The organism is Variovorax sp. 05T418 (assembly GCF_056396385.1).
The window spans coordinates 238,992-255,323 of record NZ_JBFTLJ010000005.1; the positions used below are offsets into that span (position 1 = coordinate 238,992).

General features: G+C 66.8%; 13 protein-coding genes. 3 read left to right on the forward strand and 10 right to left on the reverse strand.

All coding sequences use genetic code 11. The annotated features are described in order from the left end of the window. Window positions 1–39: 39 nt before the first annotated feature. Both AC1DMS_RS13235 and AC1DMS_RS13240 read right to left on the reverse strand, forming a co-directional pair. Window positions 40–2,097, reverse strand: a complete 2,058-nt coding sequence (locus AC1DMS_RS13235; protein WP_027730834.1) for a DNA repair helicase YoaA — start codon at window positions 2,095–2,097, stop codon at window positions 40–42. Next, entirely contained in the window at window positions 2,094–2,297 is a 204-nt protein-coding gene (locus tag AC1DMS_RS13240; protein WP_012747296.1) for a YdcH family protein, read from the reverse strand. The genes AC1DMS_RS13235 and AC1DMS_RS13240 overlap by 4 nt, the downstream gene beginning before the upstream one ends. 108 nt (window positions 2,298–2,405) lie before the next feature. Between AC1DMS_RS13240 and AC1DMS_RS13245 the strand changes: the two genes are divergently transcribed. Next, window positions 2,406–3,173, forward strand: a complete 768-nt coding sequence (locus AC1DMS_RS13245) for a PP2C family protein-serine/threonine phosphatase (RefSeq protein WP_012747295.1) — start codon at window positions 2,406–2,408, stop codon at window positions 3,171–3,173. Window positions 3,174–3,207: 34 nt separating this feature from the next. On the opposite strand, the gene AC1DMS_RS13250 is transcribed toward AC1DMS_RS13245, so the two are convergent. The 7 genes from AC1DMS_RS13250 to AC1DMS_RS13280 form a co-directional block, all read right to left on the reverse strand. Then, on the reverse strand, window positions 3,208–3,879 hold the full coding sequence (locus AC1DMS_RS13250; RefSeq protein ID WP_012747294.1) for a hypothetical protein: 672 nt from the start codon (window positions 3,877–3,879) through the stop codon (window positions 3,208–3,210). After that, window positions 3,876–4,976 carry a cell division protein ZapE gene (zapE, locus tag AC1DMS_RS13255; protein WP_027730835.1) on the reverse strand — a complete coding sequence of 367 codons (1,101 nt, stop codon included), beginning with the start codon at window positions 4,974–4,976 and terminating at the stop codon, window positions 3,876–3,878. The genes AC1DMS_RS13250 and zapE overlap by 4 nt, the downstream gene beginning before the upstream one ends. A gap of 4 nt (window positions 4,977–4,980) precedes the next feature. After that, on the reverse strand, window positions 4,981–6,411 hold the full coding sequence (gene lpdA, locus AC1DMS_RS13260) for a dihydrolipoyl dehydrogenase (RefSeq protein ID WP_012747292.1): 1,431 nt from the start codon (window positions 6,409–6,411) through the stop codon (window positions 4,981–4,983). Window positions 6,412–6,425: 14 nt separating this feature from the next. Next, window positions 6,426–7,685, reverse strand: a complete 1,260-nt coding sequence (gene odhB, locus AC1DMS_RS13265) for a 2-oxoglutarate dehydrogenase complex dihydrolipoyllysine-residue succinyltransferase (protein WP_478181116.1) — start codon at window positions 7,683–7,685, stop codon at window positions 6,426–6,428. A 55-nt stretch (window positions 7,686–7,740) separates the two neighbouring features. Next, entirely contained in the window at window positions 7,741–10,617 is a 2,877-nt protein-coding gene (locus tag AC1DMS_RS13270; RefSeq protein WP_478181117.1) for a 2-oxoglutarate dehydrogenase E1 component, read from the reverse strand. Window positions 10,618–10,795: 178 nt separating this feature from the next. Further along, window positions 10,796–12,715, reverse strand: a complete 1,920-nt coding sequence (locus AC1DMS_RS13275; RefSeq protein WP_478181191.1) for a propionate--CoA ligase — start codon at window positions 12,713–12,715, stop codon at window positions 10,796–10,798. Between the two features lie 131 nt (window positions 12,716–12,846). Then, window positions 12,847–13,449: an isochorismatase family protein gene (locus tag AC1DMS_RS13280; protein ID WP_478181118.1), complete on the reverse strand. Its 603-nt coding sequence runs from the start codon at window positions 13,447–13,449 to the stop codon at window positions 12,847–12,849. A gap of 82 nt (window positions 13,450–13,531) precedes the next feature. Between AC1DMS_RS13280 and AC1DMS_RS13285 the strand changes: the two genes are divergently transcribed. After that, window positions 13,532–14,329, forward strand: coding sequence for an alpha/beta hydrolase (locus AC1DMS_RS13285; RefSeq protein ID WP_478181119.1), 798 nt, complete (start codon window positions 13,532–13,534; stop codon window positions 14,327–14,329). A 16-nt stretch (window positions 14,330–14,345) separates the two neighbouring features. Here AC1DMS_RS13285 and AC1DMS_RS13290 read toward each other — a convergent pair whose 3' ends face one another. Continuing rightward, on the reverse strand, window positions 14,346–15,398 hold the full coding sequence (locus AC1DMS_RS13290) for a PQQ-dependent sugar dehydrogenase (RefSeq protein WP_478181192.1): 1,053 nt from the start codon (window positions 15,396–15,398) through the stop codon (window positions 14,346–14,348). Window positions 15,399–15,720: 322 nt separating this feature from the next. Between AC1DMS_RS13290 and AC1DMS_RS13295 the strand changes: the two genes are divergently transcribed. After that, the gene (locus AC1DMS_RS13295; RefSeq protein ID WP_012747285.1) at window positions 15,721–16,305 is read left to right on the forward strand and encodes a C40 family peptidase; all 585 of its coding nucleotides are present in this window, start codon (window positions 15,721–15,723) and stop codon (window positions 16,303–16,305) included. Window positions 16,306–16,332: the final 27 nt, after the last annotated feature.

Sequence of the window (16,332 nt, forward strand, 5' to 3'; positions counted from 1 at the left end):
ACAAAAAGCCCTTCGGGGCTTTTTCTTCGTCTGCGCCCTTCAGGCCGAGAGCGAGTTCCTGAGTTCGCCGATCGCCGCCTCGAAGTCCGCTTCGCTTTCCAGCCTGCGCATCGGCGGCAGCGCGGCCAGGAGCCGCCGGCCATAGCCCATGGCGACCAGGCGGGTGTCGCAAATGGCAAGCACGCCGCAGTCGGTTTCGCGGCGGATCAGCCGCCCCGCTCCCTGCTTGAGCGCCACGGCCGCCTCGGGCAGCGAATAGTCGCTGAACGAGCTGCGGCCCTGGGCTTCGAGGCGCTGCGAGCGCGCCTCGACCAGCGGATCATTGGGCGGAGGGAACGGCAGCTTGTCGATCACCACCAGCTGCAATGCATCGCCGGGCGCATCAAAGCCTTCCCAGAACGATGCCGATGCCACCAGCACGCAGCCGGCGCGCCCGCCCTCCGCGCCTTCGCGGAAGCGGTCCATGAGCACGCGCTTGGGCAGCTCGCCCTGCACCAGCACCTCGGGCCGCACGTCGGCCTCGAGCCGTTCGAACTGCTGCTTCATCTCGTCGCCGATGGCGCGCAGCGCGCGCAGCGTGGTCGTCAGCACCAGGGTCCGGCCGCCGAGCTCGGCGGCGCCGCGTGCGGCCAGCTGCGCCACGCGCGCGCTGTGGGCGGCGTCGTTGGGCTTGGGAAAGGCACGCGGCACATAGAGCCCGGCCTGCGCGGCATAGTCGAAGGGGCTCTGCACCCGCAGCACCTCGGCGTCGCCCAGGCCGCACGGCTCGGTGAACCAGCGCAGCGTGGGTTCGTCGCCCAGCGTGGCGGAGGTGAAGACCCAGGCGCGTCCGCTGTCTTCGGGCGCCGCGCGGGCTTCGTGTTCATCGCCGTCGTCGGGGGCCGCGCCGCTGCCGATCTTGAGCACGCGCGTGCGCATGGCCTCGGCAATGTCGAGCGGCGATTCGACCAGCCGCAGCTGCGTGCCCACGTCGACCCAGCGCACCGAGTCGGTTTCGCAGGGCAGCGCGAAGCGTGCCGCGCGCTTGGCGAGCTGCTGCGCCCGCTCATACAGGCGCACGAAATCGGGCGATATCTCGCTGACGGTATCGAGCCCTTCGGCAGCCATTTCAAAGGCGTGCTGCAGGGCTTCGAGCGCGTCCTGCCAGGCGTGCGCGTCGATGCCTTCCGGCGACGGGCCCACCCAGCGCAGCTTGGTGCCGGGCCACTGCTTGCCGACCGCAAGCCGCAGCTCGCGCGCGGCGCGTTCGACGGCCGCCACCAGCTGCTGCCAGTCGACCAGCCCGCGCGCATGCTGCAAGCCGGCTCCGAGCAGGTCGCGCGCAAAGTCCAGGGCCTGCCCGCTGCCGAGCTGCGCGCCCAGGAACTGCACGCCGGTTTCGTTGAGCTGGTGGGCCTCGTCGAACACCACCACGCTCACGGTCGGCAGCAATTCCGCCATGCCGGTCTCGCGCACTGCAAGATCGGCGAAGAACAGGTGATGGTTGATGACCACCACATCGGCCGCCAGCGCCTCGCGCCGCGCCAGGTTGACGTGGCAGGGCTTGAACTGCGGGCACTGCGCGCCCAGGCAGTTCTCGCGCGTGGAAGTGATGAGCGGAATGAGCGGCGAGCGCTCGTCCAGCCCGGGCAGCTCGGCCAGGTCGCCGGTTCGCGTGGCCTTGGACCACTGCTCGATCTTGGCGAGCGTGCGCAGGCTGCCGCGTTCGGGCAGCGAGGCATCGTGGCGCGCCAGGTCGAGCCGGTGCAGGCACAGGTAGCTCGCGCGCCCCTTGAGCAGCGCCGTGCGCACCGGCAGCTCGAGCGCCTCGACCAGACGCGGCAGGTCGCGGCCGAACAACTGGTCCTGCAGGGTCTTGGTGGCGGTCGACAGCAGCACGCGCTCGCCGCTCAGCAACGCCGGCACGAGATACGAGAAAGTCTTGCCCACGCCGGTGCCGGCCTCGACCACCAGCACGCCGCCGTCCTCGATGGTGCGGGCGACGGCCAGCGCCATTTCGGTCTGCCCCGAGCGCTCGCGGAACTGTTCTGCCGCACGCGACAGGACGCCGCCCTGCGCGAAGGCGTCGCGCACCTTGTCCTCGAGTGTTTCGCTCACGCGGGTTCTTTCGGATCGAGCACGTTCTCGAGCCGCGTGATCTGGTCGCGCAGCGCAAGCCGGCGCTTCTTCAGACGGCGCAGCAGCAGCTCGTCCTGCGGCGAAGCTTCGGCCAGGCGGTCGATGGTGGCGTCGAGGTCGGCGTGTTCGATGCGCAGCTCGATCAATTGGCGGGAAAGGGAGTGAAGATTGGAGTCCAACGTTGGCGCTGCGAACGTATTCCGCCCGCAGCTCGTGTTCACTCGATAATACGTCCTGGTACGAATCCACGAGAAGACAGAAGGCGCGCCGCAGGCGCATTTGCGCTCATGACACAAGGCTTTCGGCTTGCCGCCGCCACCGGTCTCCACAAGGGAGACCGCCCCTATCAGCAGGACCAGGTCCTGATGATGAGCCATCCGCGCGTGCCCGGCTGCATGCTGGGCATCATTGCCGACGGCATGGGCGGGCGCAGCGGCGGGCGCAAGGCCTCCGACCAGGTGCTGATGACCGCGCGCCAGCTGTTCACGCGCTACCACCCCGACCGCGACAGCTCCGCGGCCGTGCTGCGCCAGCTGCTGGAGGATGCGCACACGGTCATCAAGCTCACGGCCCTGTCGAGCGAGCAGGAACCGCACAGCACGCTGGCGGCCTTTCTGATGAACCCCAAGGGCGACTGCGCCTGGATCCATGCCGGCGACTCGCGCATCTACCACTTCCAGAACGGCGAGCTCGTCACGCGCACGCGCGACCATTCCTATGTCCAGGTGCTCATCGACCGCGGCGAAATCACCGAGGCCGAGGCCAATGTCCACCCCAAGGGCAACATCCTCCTCGGATGCCTGGGCATGACCACGACGCCCCCGCCCATCGAGCCGCACTACATTCCCGCGATGCAGCCGGGCGACCTGCTGATGGCCTGCAGCGACGGGCTCTGGCACTACTTCAGCCCCGAGGAGCTGGCCAGCGTGCTGTACGCGGAGCCGCCGCGCGAAGCGGTGGAAATCCTGGTGGGAGAAGCGCGCCGCCGGGCGCGCGGCACGGGCGACAACATTTCGATCGTGGTGCTGAAGCTCGAAGCGCTTCCTCAAGACTGAGCGCTGCCACTGGCGCTCGCCCGGCGAGGTGGGCTCAGCGGCTGGGCGCCGAAGCCGGGGATGCCGGCGGCGGGGGCAAGGGCGCCCCGCGCGGCTTGGTGCGCTCGGCGTTCTGCCGCTCGCGGCTGGCCCGGTGCTCGGCCGCCTTTTGCTGCTTGCTCTCGAAGCGTTCGACCGCCGCCGGCGCCTCGGCGCGCCGCTGGGCGGCCTTGGCTTGCTCGTCGGCGTGGGCCTTCTGCTTGGCCTCGAGCTGGCGCCGGCGCTCGTCGGCCTCGGCCGCCGTCGCGGCGCGGCTCGCCGCATGGTCGGCCGCGCGCTGCTCGCGGTCCTGCTGGGCTTTTTTAGCTTCTTCCTGCTTCTCGGGCGTGTCCTGCGGGCGCCGCGTGGCCGCCTTCTGGTCGAGCTTCTCGAGTTCGGCCGCACCACGGCGCTGGCGCTCGATGTCGTTGATGGCCGTTTCCTGGCGCTTGATGTGGTCGGTCTCGACGCGGCGGCGCTTGCGGCTGTCGCGCAGGCAGTCCTCGACCGCGAACTTCTGGTAGCAGGCGGCGCGCTCCTTCTCGAAGCGCGCGTCGATGGCCGCGCGCTCGGCGGCCAGCCGGCTGCGCTCCGCTTCGAAGTTCGCATTGCCCGCAGCCGCGTTGGACTGTGCCCAGAGCGGCAGGCTGCCCAAGGCCATCAGCATGGCGAGAACAATTTTTTTCATGTCAGTCGAGTGTCCACGATGCGGCGTTCCAGGGAGAGGAACTCGCTCGATTGCATTTCGGTGAGCCTGGAAACCGTCCGCGGGAATTCGTGCGCGAGCGGCCCCTCGGTGTACAACGCCTCCGGCGGTACCTCGGCCGACATGATGAGCTTGACGCGCCGGTCGTACAAGACGTCGACCAGCCAGGTGAAACGGCGCGCTTCGGAGGCCATGCGCACCGGCATGTGCGGCACGTCGGACAGCAGCACGGTGTGGAACTGGCTCGCGATCTCGAGGTAGTCGTTCTGCGAGCGCGGTCCGCCGCACAGCGTCTTGAAGTCGAACCACACAACACCGCCGGCCTTGCGCCTGGCGCGGATCTCGCGCTGCTCGATGTGCAGGACCGGGTTCTCGTCGGCCGTTTCGGCCAACCTGTCGAAGGCCTTGCGCATCTCCTTTTCGGCCGAGGCATCGTTGGGCGTCAGGTACATGCGCAGCTGCTCGAGCGTGCGGCGCCGGTAGTCGGTGCCGTTGTCCACGCTCAGCACCTCGAGCTTCTGGTTGAGCAGCGCGATCGCGGGCAGGATGCGGTCGCGGTGCAGCCCGCCGGGGTAAAGGTCGTCGGGCCTGAAATTGGAGGTGGTGACAAAGCCCACGCCGTTCTCGAACAGCGCCACCAGCAGGCGGTGAAGGATCATCGCGTCGGTGATGTCCGCCACGTGGAACTCGTCGAAGCAGATCAGCTTGTAGCGCTTGGAGATGCGCAGCCCGAGCTCGTCGAGCGGGTTGACCGTGCCCTGCAGCTCGCGCAGTTCGCGGTGCACCTCGCGCATGAACTCGTGGAAGTGCAGCCGCGTCTTGCGGCGCAGCGGCACCGCGTTGAAGAACAGGTCCATCAGGAAGCTCTTGCCGCGCCCGACGCCACCGTACATGTAGACGCCGCGCGGCAGCTCGGGCCGGTTGATGAACTTCTTCAGCGCGTTGGAGCGCTGGGCCTTGTACTCGCCCCACTCCCGCGCGCAGCGATCCAGCGCTTCCACGGCGCGCAGCTGCGCGGGATCGCTGTGGAACCCGCGCACAGCGAGTTCCGCCTCATAGGCCTGTTTGACGCTGGTCAAAGGATCAGAAGTTCAGCGTGCGCTTGTCCACGGCAAGTGCCGCTTCCTTCGTGGCTTCCGACAGCGACGGGTGCGCATGGCAGATGCGCGCGATGTCTTCGGCGCTGGCCTTGAACTCCATCGCCACCACGGCTTCGGAGATCAGCTCGCTGGCCTGCGGGCCCACGATGTGCACGCCGAGGATCTCGTCCGTGGCCGCGTCGGCCAGGAACTTGACCATGCCGGTCGTGTCGCCCAGCGCGCGTGCACGGCCGTTCGCGAGGAACGGGAAGGTGCCGGCCTTGTAGGCGCGGCCCGCGGCCTTGAGCTGCTGCTCGGTCTGGCCGACCCATGCGATCTCGGGGTTGGTGTAGATCACCCACGGCACGGTGTTGAAGTTGACGTGGCCGTGCTGGCCCGCAATGCGCTCCGCCACGGCAACGCCCTCTTCCTCGGCCTTGTGCGCGAGCATCGGGCCGCGCACCACGTCGCCGATGGCCCAGACGTTGGGCAAGCTGGTCTTGCAGTCGTCGTCCACGGCAATGGCGCCGCGCTCGTCGAGCTTCAGGCCCACGGCTTCGGCGTTCAGGCCGATGGTGTTGGGCACGCGGCCGATCGAGACGATCAGCTTGTCGACCTCCAGCGTCTGGGCTTCGCCCTTGGCGTTGGTCCAGGCCACGCTCACGCCCTTCTTGGACGACTTGATCTCGCCGACCTTCACGCCGAGTTCGATCTTGAGCTTCTGCTTGTCGAAGGCCTTCTTGGCTTCCTTGGCGATCTGCTCGTCGACCGCGCCGAGGAAGGTCGGCAGCGCTTCGAGCACCGTGACTTCGGCGCCGAGGCGGCGCCACACAGAACCCATTTCAAGCCCGATGACGCCCGAGCCGATCAGGCCCAGCTTCTTGGGCACCGCGCCGATGCGCAGCGCGCCGTCGTTCGAGAGGATGTTCTCCTCGTCGAACGGCGCACCCGGCAGCGCGCGGGCGTTGGAGCCCGTGGCCACGATGATGTGCTTGCCCTCGATCGACTCTTCGGCGGCGCCCGCCACCTTGATCTCGTAGCCGGCTTCGCCCGCCTTCACGAACGAGCCGCGGCCATGGAAGAAGGTGATCTTGTTCTTCTTGAACAGGTACAGGATGCCGTCGTTGTTCTGCTTCACGACCTGGTCCTTGCGGGCCAGCATCTTGTCGAGGTCCAGCCCAAGGCCTTCGACCTTGATGCCATGGTCGGCAAAGTGGTGGCCGGCCTGGTCGAAGTGCTCCGACGATTGCAGCAGCGCCTTCGAGGGAATGCAGCCGACGTTGGTGCAGGTGCCGCCCGGTGCGGGGCCGCCCTTGCCGTTCTTCCACTCGTCGATGCAGGCCACGTTGAAGCCCAGCTGCGCCGCGCGGATCGCGGCGATGTAGCCGCCGGGGCCGCCGCCGATGACGATGACGTCGAATTGTTTGTTGGCCATCTGATTCTTTCTCCTCAGATGTCGAACAGGAGGCGCGACGGGTCTTCGAGCGCTTCCTTCATGGCCACCAGGCCCAGCACGGCTTCGCGGCCGTCGATGATGCGGTGGTCGTAGCTCATGGCCAGGTAGTTCATCGGGCGAACCACGATCTGGCCGTTCTCGACCACGGCGCGGTCCTTGGTGGCGTGCACGCCGAGGATGGCCGACTGGGGCGGGTTGATGATCGGCGTCGAGAGCATCGAGCCGAAGGTGCCGCCGTTCGAGATGGAGAAGGTGCCGCCGGTCATCTCTTCGATGCCGAGCTTGCCGTCCTGTGCCTTCTTGCCGTATTCGGCGATCTTCTTCTCGATGTCGGCAAAGCTCATCTGGTCGGCGTTGCGCAGGATCGGCACCACCAGGCCGCGCGGCGAACCGACGGCAATGCCGATGTCGAAGTAGCCGTGGTACAGGATGTCGTTGCCGTCGACCGAGGCGTTGATCACCGGGTACTTCTTGAGCGCATGCACCGCGGCCTTCACGAAGAAGCTCATGAAGCCGAGCTTCACGCCATGCTCCTTGGTGAAGCTGTCCTGGAAGCGCTTGCGCAGCTCCATGACGGGCGCCATGTTGACTTCATTGAAGGTCGTCAGGATCGCGTTGGTCGATTGCGACTGGATCAGGCGCTCGGCGATGCGGGCGCGCAGGCGGCTCATCGGCACGCGCTGCTCGGGGCGCTCGCCCAGGTCGGGCGCACCCGCGGGCGCGGCGACTTGCGGCAGCGCGGGCTTGGCGGCCGGCGCGGCCACGGCGGGCGCGGGMTTGGCGCCCGAGGCCACGGCGCCGAGCACGTCGCCCTTGGTGACGCGGCCGTCCTTGCCGCTGCCGGCCACGTCGCTGGTCTTCAGGTTGTTGTCGGCCAGCAGCTTGGCGGCAGCGGGCATGGCAACGTCGGACTTCGAACCGCCGGTGGCGGCCGCAGCCGCTGCGGGCGCAGCTGCCGGGGCCGGTGCGGCGGCGGGTGCCGCTGCTGCAGGCGCTGCGGCGCTTGCCTTGCCTTCGGTGTCGATCTTGGCGATCAGCTGGTCGGCCACCACGGTGGCGCCATCGGGCTGCACGATCTCGGCCAGCACGCCAGCCGAGGGCGCGGGCACCTCGAGCACGACCTTGTCGGTCTCGATCTCGATCAGGATTTCATCGACGGCGACGGCTTCGCCGGCCTTCTTCTTCCAGGTGAGCATGGTGGCTTCGGCCACGGATTCGGAAAGCTGGGGGACTTTGACTTCTACGATAGACATTTGGAGTGAGCTCCGTTTTGTTCTTCAGGTGTTCGTGTGAAAAAGAGGCTTGGAATTACTTGGTCAGCACGAAGCCCTTGAGCTTGCCAAATGCGCCATCGACCAGCGCCTTCTGCTGTTCCTGGTGCAGGTGCGAGTAGCCGACTGCAGGCGACGCCGAAGCGGCACGGCCGGAGTAGCCGAGCTTCTGGCCTTCCTGCATGTTCTCGTGGATGTAGTGCTGCACGAAGAACCAGGCGCCCTGGTTCTGCGGCTCGTCCTGGCACCACACCACATCGGCGAGGTTCGGGTACTTCTTGATCTCGGCCGCGAAGGCCTTGTGCGGGAACGGATAGAGCTGCTCGACGCGGATGATCGCCACGTCGTCGCTGCCCTGTTCCTCGCGCTTCTTGGCCAGGTCGTAGTAGACCTTGCCCGAGCAGGCGATCAGGCGCTTGACCTTCTCGGCCTTCAGGCCCTTGCTGTCCGGAATGACCGTCTGGAAGCCGCCCTTGGTGAACTCGGACAGCGGCGAGGTCGCGTCCTTGTTACGCAGCAGCGACTTCGGCGTCATGATGATCAAAGGCTTGCGCAGGTTGCGCACCATCTGGCGGCGCAGCACGTGGAAGATCTGGCTGGCCGTGGTGGGCTGCACCACCTGCATGTTGGTGTCGGCGCTCAGCTGCATGAAGCGCTCCAGGCGGGCCGAGCTGTGCTCGGGGCCCTGGCCTTCATAGCCGTGCGGCAGCATCATCGTGAGGCCGTTGACGCGGCCCCACTTCACTTCGCCCGAGGCGATGAACTGGTCGATCACCACCTGCGCGCCGTTCACGAAGTCGCCGAACTGGGCTTCCCAGATCACGAGCGTGTTCGGATCGTTCGAGGCGTAGCCGTATTCGAACGCGAGCACCGCTTCTTCCGACAGGATCGAGTCGATGACGACGAACGGTGCCTGGTTCTCGGCCACGTTCTGCAGCGGCGTGTAGGTGCCTTCGTCGAACTTCTCGCGGTTCTGGTCGTGCAACACGGCATGGCGGTGCGTGAACGTGCCGCGGCCCGAGTCTTCGCCCGACAGGCGCACCGGGTAGCCGCTGGCCACCAGCGAGGCAAAGGCCATGTGCTCGCCCATGCCCCAGTCGACGTTGACGTCGCCGCGGCCCATGGCGGCGCGGTCGTCCAGCACCTTCTTCACGAGCGGGTGCACCGTGAAGCCGGCCGGCACCGTGGTGATCTTCTCGGCCAGGCGCTTCCACTCGCTGGACGGAATGGCGGTGTCGCCGGCGTCGGTCCACTTCTTGTTGAGGTAGGGATTCCAGTCGACGGCGTACTTGCTCTTGAAGTTCGTGAGCACCGGGTCGACCGTGTTGCGGCCTTCGTCGAAGGCGGCGCGCTGGGCCTTGACCATGTCGTCGCCGAGCGTGGCACCCAGGCCCTGCGTCGCCAGCTTGTCGGCGTACAGCTTGCGCGTGCCGGGGTGCTGGGCGATCTTCTTGTACATGAGCGGCTGCGTGAGCGAGGGGGTGTCCTGCTCGTTGTGGCCCAGCTTGCGGAAGCAGATGATGTCGACCACCACGTCCTTCTGGAACTCCATGCGGAATTCGAGGGCGAGCTGGGTGGCGAGCACCACGGCTTCGGGATCGTCGCCGTTCACGTGCAGCACCGGTGCCTCGATCATCTTGACGATGTCCGAGCAGTACAGCGTCGAGCGGCTGTCGCGCGGGTCGCTGGTGGTAAAGCCGATCTGGTTGTTGATGACGATGTGCACCGTGCCGCCCGTGAAGTAGCCACGGGTTTCGGCCAGCGCCAGCGTTTCCATCACGACGCCCTGGCCCGCGAAGGCAGCGTCGCCGTGCACCAGCACGGGCAGCACCTGCTTGCCCTGCGGGTCGGCGCGGCGGTCCATGCGGGCGCGCACCGAGCCTTCGACCACGGGGTTCACGATCTCGAGGTGCGAGGGGTTGAACGCCAGGCTCAGGTGCACCGGGCCGCCGGGCGTGGTCACGTCCGAGCTGAAGCCCTGGTGGTACTTGACGTCGCCGCTCGGCAGGTCTTCAGGCGCGGTGTGGTCGAACTCGGCGAACAGGTCGGCCGGCATCTTGCCGAGCGAATTGACCAGCACGTTGAGGCGGCCACGGTGGGCCATGCCGATCACGATTTCCTGCACGCCCTTGATGCCGGCCTGGTTGATGAGCTCGTCCATCGAGACGATGAAGCTTTCGCCGCCTTCGAGCGAGAAGCGCTTCTGGCCGACGTACTTGGTGTGCAGGAAGCGCTCGAGGCCTTCGGCCGCGGTCAGGCGGTTGAGCACGTGCTTCTTCTGGTCCGCATTGAGCTGCGGGTTGGTGCGGGCGCTTTCGAGCTTCTGCTGCCACCAGCGCTTGTGGTTCTGGTCGGTGGTGTACATGTACTCGGCGCCGATGGTGCCGCAGTACGTTTCGCGCAAGGCATTGAGCAGGTCGCGCAGCGACATGGTCTCCTTGCCGAAGAAGGTGTTGCTGGTGTTGAACACCGTCTCGAGGTCGGCATCGGTGAAGCCGTAGAACGAGGGCTCGAGTTCCGGAATGGCCGGGCGCTCGGCGCGCTTGAGGGGGTCGAGGTCGGCCCAGCGGGCGCCGACGTTGCGGTAGGCCGCAATCAGCTGCTGGACAGCGGTGCGCTTGCGGCCGAGCTCGGAATCCGCGCCGCTGGCCTGCACGACCTTGGTGGTGCCCTGCTTCGCGCGTTCGGCAAACGCGTTGATCACCGGCTGGTGAGGCACGTCCCTGGTGTTGGAGCCATCGGCTGCGGGCACGTTCTGCAGGGCGTCGAAATACGAACGCCAGTTGTCAGGCACGCTGCCGGGATTGGAGAGGTAGTTTTCGTACATCTCTTCGACATAGGGCGCATTGCCACCGAAGAGGTACGTGTTGCCCTGGTACGCGGCATACGCCGTGGGCTTGGAGGAATCGCTCATGATCCGCTGACCTTCGCTTCCCTGAAGGAAGCACTAGCTGGTTAAGAAACCTTCCGCGACACGGCTGAACCGGTTGGCGGATGCGACTGTGGCTGGGGAAGGGCCTGAGTACCTTCGCATTGTGCCACGTCAGACATATGACGGCGCGGCGCGGCTTCGCAAGGCCCGGTTTGCTCACTCAGGCCGAAGAAACCAGCTGCCTGATCTGCTGCAGCGTGGCGGGGTCGTCGATGGTGGTCAGGTCGCCCGGATCGCGCTGCTCGCACACGGCCTGGATGGCGCGCCGCAGCAGCTTGCCGCTGCGGGTCTTGGGCAGGCCCGAGACGAAGCGCACCCGGGCAGGCCGCGCCAAGGCGCCGAGCTGGTCGGCCACCACCTTCATGATCTCGCCTTCGAGCCTCAGCGCCGCGTCGGCATCGGTCACGGCGATGCCGTCCTTCGGCACCACGAAAGCCATCGCCACCTGGCCCTTGAGCGCATCGGCCACGCCCACCACCGCGACCTCGGCCACGTTGGCGTGGCCCGAGATGCTCTCCTCTATCTCGCGGGTGCCCAGGCGGTGGCCGGCCACGTTGATCACGTCGTCGGTACGCCCGAGAATGTAGAAATAGCCGTCCTCGTCGCGGATGCCCCAGTCGAAGGTCGAATAGACCATCTTGCCGGGCACACTTTTCCAGTAGGTGCTGACGAAGCGCGCGTCGTCCTTCCACACGGTCTGCATGAAGCCGGGCGGGGTCGGGCCTTCGACCACGACCACGCCCTTTTCATTGGGGGCGGTCAGTTCCTCGCCGGTCGATTCGTGCAATATCTTGATGCGGTAGCCGTACATCGGGACGCCGGGGCTGCCGAACTTGCTGGGCTTGGCCTCGACGCCGTTGGCAATGGTGATCATCGGCCAGCCCGATTCGGTCTGCCAGTAGTTGTCGATGATCGGTACGCCCAGGCCCTCGCTGATCCAGCGCGCGGTGGGCTCGTCGAGCGGCTCGCCCGCCAGGAACAGCGCGCGCAGGCTCGACAGGTCGTATCTCTTCAGCAGCGCCGGATCCTGCTTCTTGAGCACGCGCACCGCCGTGGGCGCGCTGAACATCACCGTCACCTTGTACTTCTCGACCAGGCGCCACCAGATGCCGCCGTCGGGCTGCCGGTCGATGCCTTGCGTGGGCAAGCCCTCGTACATGAGGGTGGCCATGCCGGCGATCAGCGGACCGTAGACGATGTAGCTGTGGCCCACCACCCAGCCGATGTCGCTGGTCGAGAAGTAGGTTTCGCCGGCGCGGCCGTCGAAGATGTGCTTCATGCTCGCGGCCAGCGCCACGGCGTAGCCGCCCACGTCGCGCTGCACGCCCTTGGGCTTGCCGGTGGTGCCGCTGGTGTAGATGGTGTAGCTGATGTCGGTGGCGGCCAGCCAGGCGCAGGGCACCTGGGCGTCGAGGTGCTTCTGCCGCAATTCGGCCGCCAGGTGGTCACGGCCGGCCGTCAGCTCCATGGGTGCCAAGCCGCGGTCGGTGAGCAGCACCGCGGCCGGCTTGTATTTCGACAGCCGGATCGCCTCGTCGAGCAGCGGCTTGTAGGCAATGACCTTGCCTCCGCGCGAGCCGGCGTCGGCGCTCACCACCACCTTGGGCTCGGCGTCCTCGATGCGCGTGGCCAGCGAGCCGCTCGCGAATCCGCCGAACACCACGCAGTGGATCGCGCCGATGCGTGCGCAGGCCAGCATCGCGAAGGCGGCCTCGGGAATCATCGGCATGTAGATGAGCACGCGGTCGCCCTTCCCCACGCCCAGCTCCATCAGGCTGGCGGCGGTGCGCTGCACCTCGGCGTGCAGTTCCTGGAAGCTGTAGCTCTTCTCGACGCCGGTTTCGGTGGAAACGAAGATCAGCGCGGGCTGGCCGCCGCGCGCGGCCAGGTGCCGGTCGACCGCGTTGTGACACAGGTTGGTGGTGCCGCCCACGAACCAGCGCGCAAAAGGCGGTTGGCTGGCGTCGAGGATCTGCTCGGCGGGGGCTTGCCAGTCGATCAGCTTCGCCTGCTCGGCCCAGAAGGCCTCGGGCGCATCGACGGACTGGCGGTAGAACTCTTCGTAGCGGCTCATCTGGATTTGTCTCCGTTGATTCGTTCAGCCCTGGCGGCATCGCCAAAACTGAATTCATAATTATGGAGACCGATCTTGCAGCAAGCTGACGGCCGGAACAATCCGGCCGAGCCCTTGCGGTGCGCCGCCGGTTGCGGCTATCGGACCAGCGTGAGCAGCTCAGAGAACGCGGGGTGCTCCGCGGTGCGCAGCCATTCGAAGCCGACCATCTCGGTCGTCACGAGCTCGGCCCCGGCGCCGGCCAGCCGGTCGAAGGCGGCGTCGCGGTTGCGCTCGGTGCGCGAGCTGCAGGCGTCGGTGACGACCCAGACTTCGAACTCGTCCTCCAGCAGGTCGAGCGCGGTCTGCAGCAGGCAGACATGGGCTTCGCAGCCGGCGATCACGATGGAATTGCGCTCTTCGGCAGCCGCCGCGGGCTTCTGCAGGTGCTTGGGCAGGCTGCGGGCATTGCCCTGCGGCGCCTTCGCCGGCACGCGCAGCCATTCGCCGAGCCCCTCTTCCACGCCGCTGAAGTGCATCTTCGACAGGGTGCGCTGGCACAGCGCGCGGATGTCGGGCAGGTTCTCGCCCAGCTTGGAAGGGTTGTGCTCGGTGCCCCACACCGGCAGCTGGAGCAGCTGGGCCATCTTGCCGAGCCGCACTGCGTTCTGCGCGACCGCTTCGCCCTCGAAGATCGACGGCATCAGCCGCGCCTGGTAGTCGACCAGGACGAGTTGGGAAAGCGAGGCATCGAGCAGCATGAACCGGTTCTTTCATTCAGATGGAATTGATGGGCCAGACCGTACCACCGAAACGGCGCGTATCTCTCTAGACTCCGGGCGGATGCGGATCTTCTTTTCGGCCCGGCGCCATTTGCCGATTCTGGCCCTTGGCGCGGCGCTGGTGGTGACCGGATGCGGCGGCCTGCGCACTGCCAAGGCGCCGCTGGACCGCAGGCTCGAAAAGAGCAGCTGCACGCCGAATGCCGACACGCTGATCGTGATGCTGCCCGGCGCGTACTCGCACCCCGACGAATTCGAGCGCGAAGGCTTCGTCAAGGCGCTGAACGACAACAGGCTCGCGGTGGACGTGATGCGGGTCGACGCGCACCTGGGCTACTACAACGCCAGGACCATCCTCGAGCGCCTGAGCCAGGACGTGATGGTGCCGGCGCGCAGCCAGGGCTACAAGGCCATCTGGATCGTCGGCATCTCGGTCGGCGGCTTTGGCGGACTGCTCTACGCGCAGACCCATCCCGGCGAGCTTGCGGGCCTTGTGGCCATTGCGCCCTATCTCGGGGAACGCGCGCTCGGCACCGACATCGCCAATGCCGGCGGCCTCGCCCGCTGGACCGGTCCGCTGGACGATCCGCCGGGCAGCGACCCGCGAACACCGAACGAAACCCAGCTGTGGCAGTGGCTGCGCGGCTACGTCGGCGCCACCGCCACCTTCGGCGCGCGGCCGCCGCTTTACCTGGGCTATGGCGTCGACGACCGCTTTGCCTTCAGTCATCGGCTGCTGGCGGCCGCGCTGCCCGCCAACCGCGTCTTCACGACCGAAGGCGGCCACGACTGGCCCGAGTGGACGCGGCTCTGGCGCCGCATGCTGCCGACCTTGCCGCTGCCGGGCTGCCCCGGCTGAGGACTGAAGGCCCGCCTCAGTTCGGCCGCAGGCGCAGCAGTTTGCCGTCGGATTCGTCGGTCAGCACGTAGAGCAGGCCGTCCGGCCCCTGCTTCACATCGCGAATGCGGGCCCGGTCGTCGGCCAGCAGCTTGTGCTCGGCCACCACCTTGCCGTCCTTCAGCTCGATGCGGTCGAGATAGCCGAACTTGAGCGAGCCCACGAACAGGTTGCCCTTCCATGCCGCGCCGTAGCGGTCGCTGGTGAGGAAAGCCATGCCCGAGGGCGCGATCGACGGCACCCAGTAGTGCAGCGGCTGTTCCATGCCGTCCCTCGCCGTGATGCCCTCGCCGATCTTTCCGCCGCCATAGTTCTCGCCATAGGTGATCACCGGCCAGCCGTAGTTGCGGCCGGCTTGCGGGATATTGATTTCGTCGCCGCCCTGCGGGCCGTGCTCCGTCATCCATAAGCGGCCATCGGGCCCGAGCACCGCGCCCTGTCCGTTGCGGTGGCCATAGCTCCAGATCTCGGGCAGCGCACCCGCCCGGCCGACAAAGGGATTGTCCTTGGGCGCCGAGCCGTCCTTGGCGATGCGCACCACCTTGCCCAGGTGGTTGTCGAGCTTCTGCGCATCCTCCTTGCGGCTGAACCGTTCGCCCAGCGTGAGAAACAGCGTGCCGTCGCGCGCCTCGACGATGCGGCAGCCGAAATGGTTGCGGCTGGCCACCTTGGGCTGCTGGCTGAAGATGATTTTGAGGTTCTCCAGCCGCGTGCCGTCAGCCGAAAGCTGCGTGCTGGCCAGTGCCGTGCCGTTGCCCGAACCACCGCCGGCTGCGGGTTCCGAGAAGCAGAAATACAGCGTGCGGTTCTTGTCGAAGCCCGAATCGGCCAGCACGTCGAGCAAGCCGCCCTGGCCGCCGGCCGCAATGGGGGGCAGGCCAGTGATGGGCGCGCCGATCTTGCCGTCCGCAGCGATCAGCCGCAACCGCCCGGCCCGCTCCGTGACCACGAAACGGCCGCCCGGCAGAAAGGCCACGCCCCAGGGGTTCTCAAGGCCGGTCGAAATGGTTTCCGGCCGTATCTGCGCCATGGCGGCACCCCAGACGGCTAGACCCGCCACGACGGCAGCCTTTCCTAGGAGGAGCCCAGCTTCCTGAATTCGCAGGTTCATGTCTTTTCCGGGTAGTTGGCGCGATCTTGACGCGAAATGCGGGGCGAATCCAGGCTGTTTGCCTCTTCAATGCGAGTACAAAAGTTCGCTTTCGGCCAATCACTTATGGTTCATAAAGATCAGCCGTTACATTTTTTCTTCGATCGAATCGAAAAAAATCAAACAAATCAAAGACTTAAGGATACATTCGCCAATTCGGATGAGATTGACATAACCGGGCGTCATCAATATCCTACGCGCCATGCGTTTTTTCGTCCTACCCGCGTCCCTCCTGTTTGCCGTCGCAGTCCAAGCCGCCCCCCAACAGGATCGAACCGATGACGAACTGGCCCGGCTGCTGGCCGACAAGGGCATCATCGGCCAACTCAGGCAGGTCCGCCAAACCGTCGCTGAACGAACCTCCGACTTGGTGGTGACCGCCATCGGCTTCCTCGGTGTTCCCTATCGCCGCGGCGGCAATTCGGCCGAATCCGGCTTCGACTGCAGCGGTTTCGTTCGCGCGATGTACAACCAGACGCTCGGCCACGTGCTCCCGCGCCGCGCCGAAGAACAGGCCGCCGCCACCGAGAAGATCGATCCCAGCCAGCTCAAGCCCGGCGACCTCGTCTTCTTCAACACCATGCGCCGCGCCTTCAGCCATGTCGGCATCTATGTGGGCGAAGGCAAGTTCATCCACTCGCCGCGCACCGGTGCCCAGGTCCGTGTGGAAGACATGAACGGCAGCTACTGGAGCCGCCGCTTCGACGGCGCACGCCGCGTGCTCGGTGGCGCCCAGAACGACGAGATCAAGGCCGCGGCAACTGCGGCAACCCACACCGGCAACTGAGCCTTCCCTCCCAAATCCCGCGTCCTC

What these genes read in the sequence shown, in the direction of transcription:
- AC1DMS_RS13295 (WP_012747285.1), top strand. Translation starts at nt 15,721, where the DNA reads ATGCGTTTTTTCGTCCTACCCGCGTCCCTCCTGTTTGCCGTCGCAGTC.
- AC1DMS_RS13290 (WP_478181192.1), bottom strand. Translation starts at nt 15,398, where the DNA reads ATGGCGCAGATACGGCCGGAAACCATTTCGACCGGCCTTGAGAACCCC.
- AC1DMS_RS13280 (WP_478181118.1), bottom strand. Translation starts at nt 13,449, where the DNA reads ATGCTGCTCGATGCCTCGCTTTCCCAACTCGTCCTGGTCGACTACCAG.
- AC1DMS_RS13285 (WP_478181119.1), top strand. Translation starts at nt 13,532, where the DNA reads ATGCGGATCTTCTTTTCGGCCCGGCGCCATTTGCCGATTCTGGCCCTT.
- AC1DMS_RS13245 (WP_012747295.1), top strand. Translation starts at nt 2,406, where the DNA reads ATGACACAAGGCTTTCGGCTTGCCGCCGCCACCGGTCTCCACAAGGGA.
- AC1DMS_RS13270 (WP_478181117.1), bottom strand. Translation starts at nt 10,617, where the DNA reads ATGAGCGATTCCTCCAAGCCCACGGCGTATGCCGCGTACCAGGGCAAC.
- AC1DMS_RS13250 (WP_012747294.1), bottom strand. Translation starts at nt 3,879, where the DNA reads ATGAAAAAAATTGTTCTCGCCATGCTGATGGCCTTGGGCAGCCTGCCG.
- lpdA (WP_012747292.1), bottom strand. Translation starts at nt 6,411, where the DNA reads ATGGCCAACAAACAATTCGACGTCATCGTCATCGGCGGCGGCCCCGGC.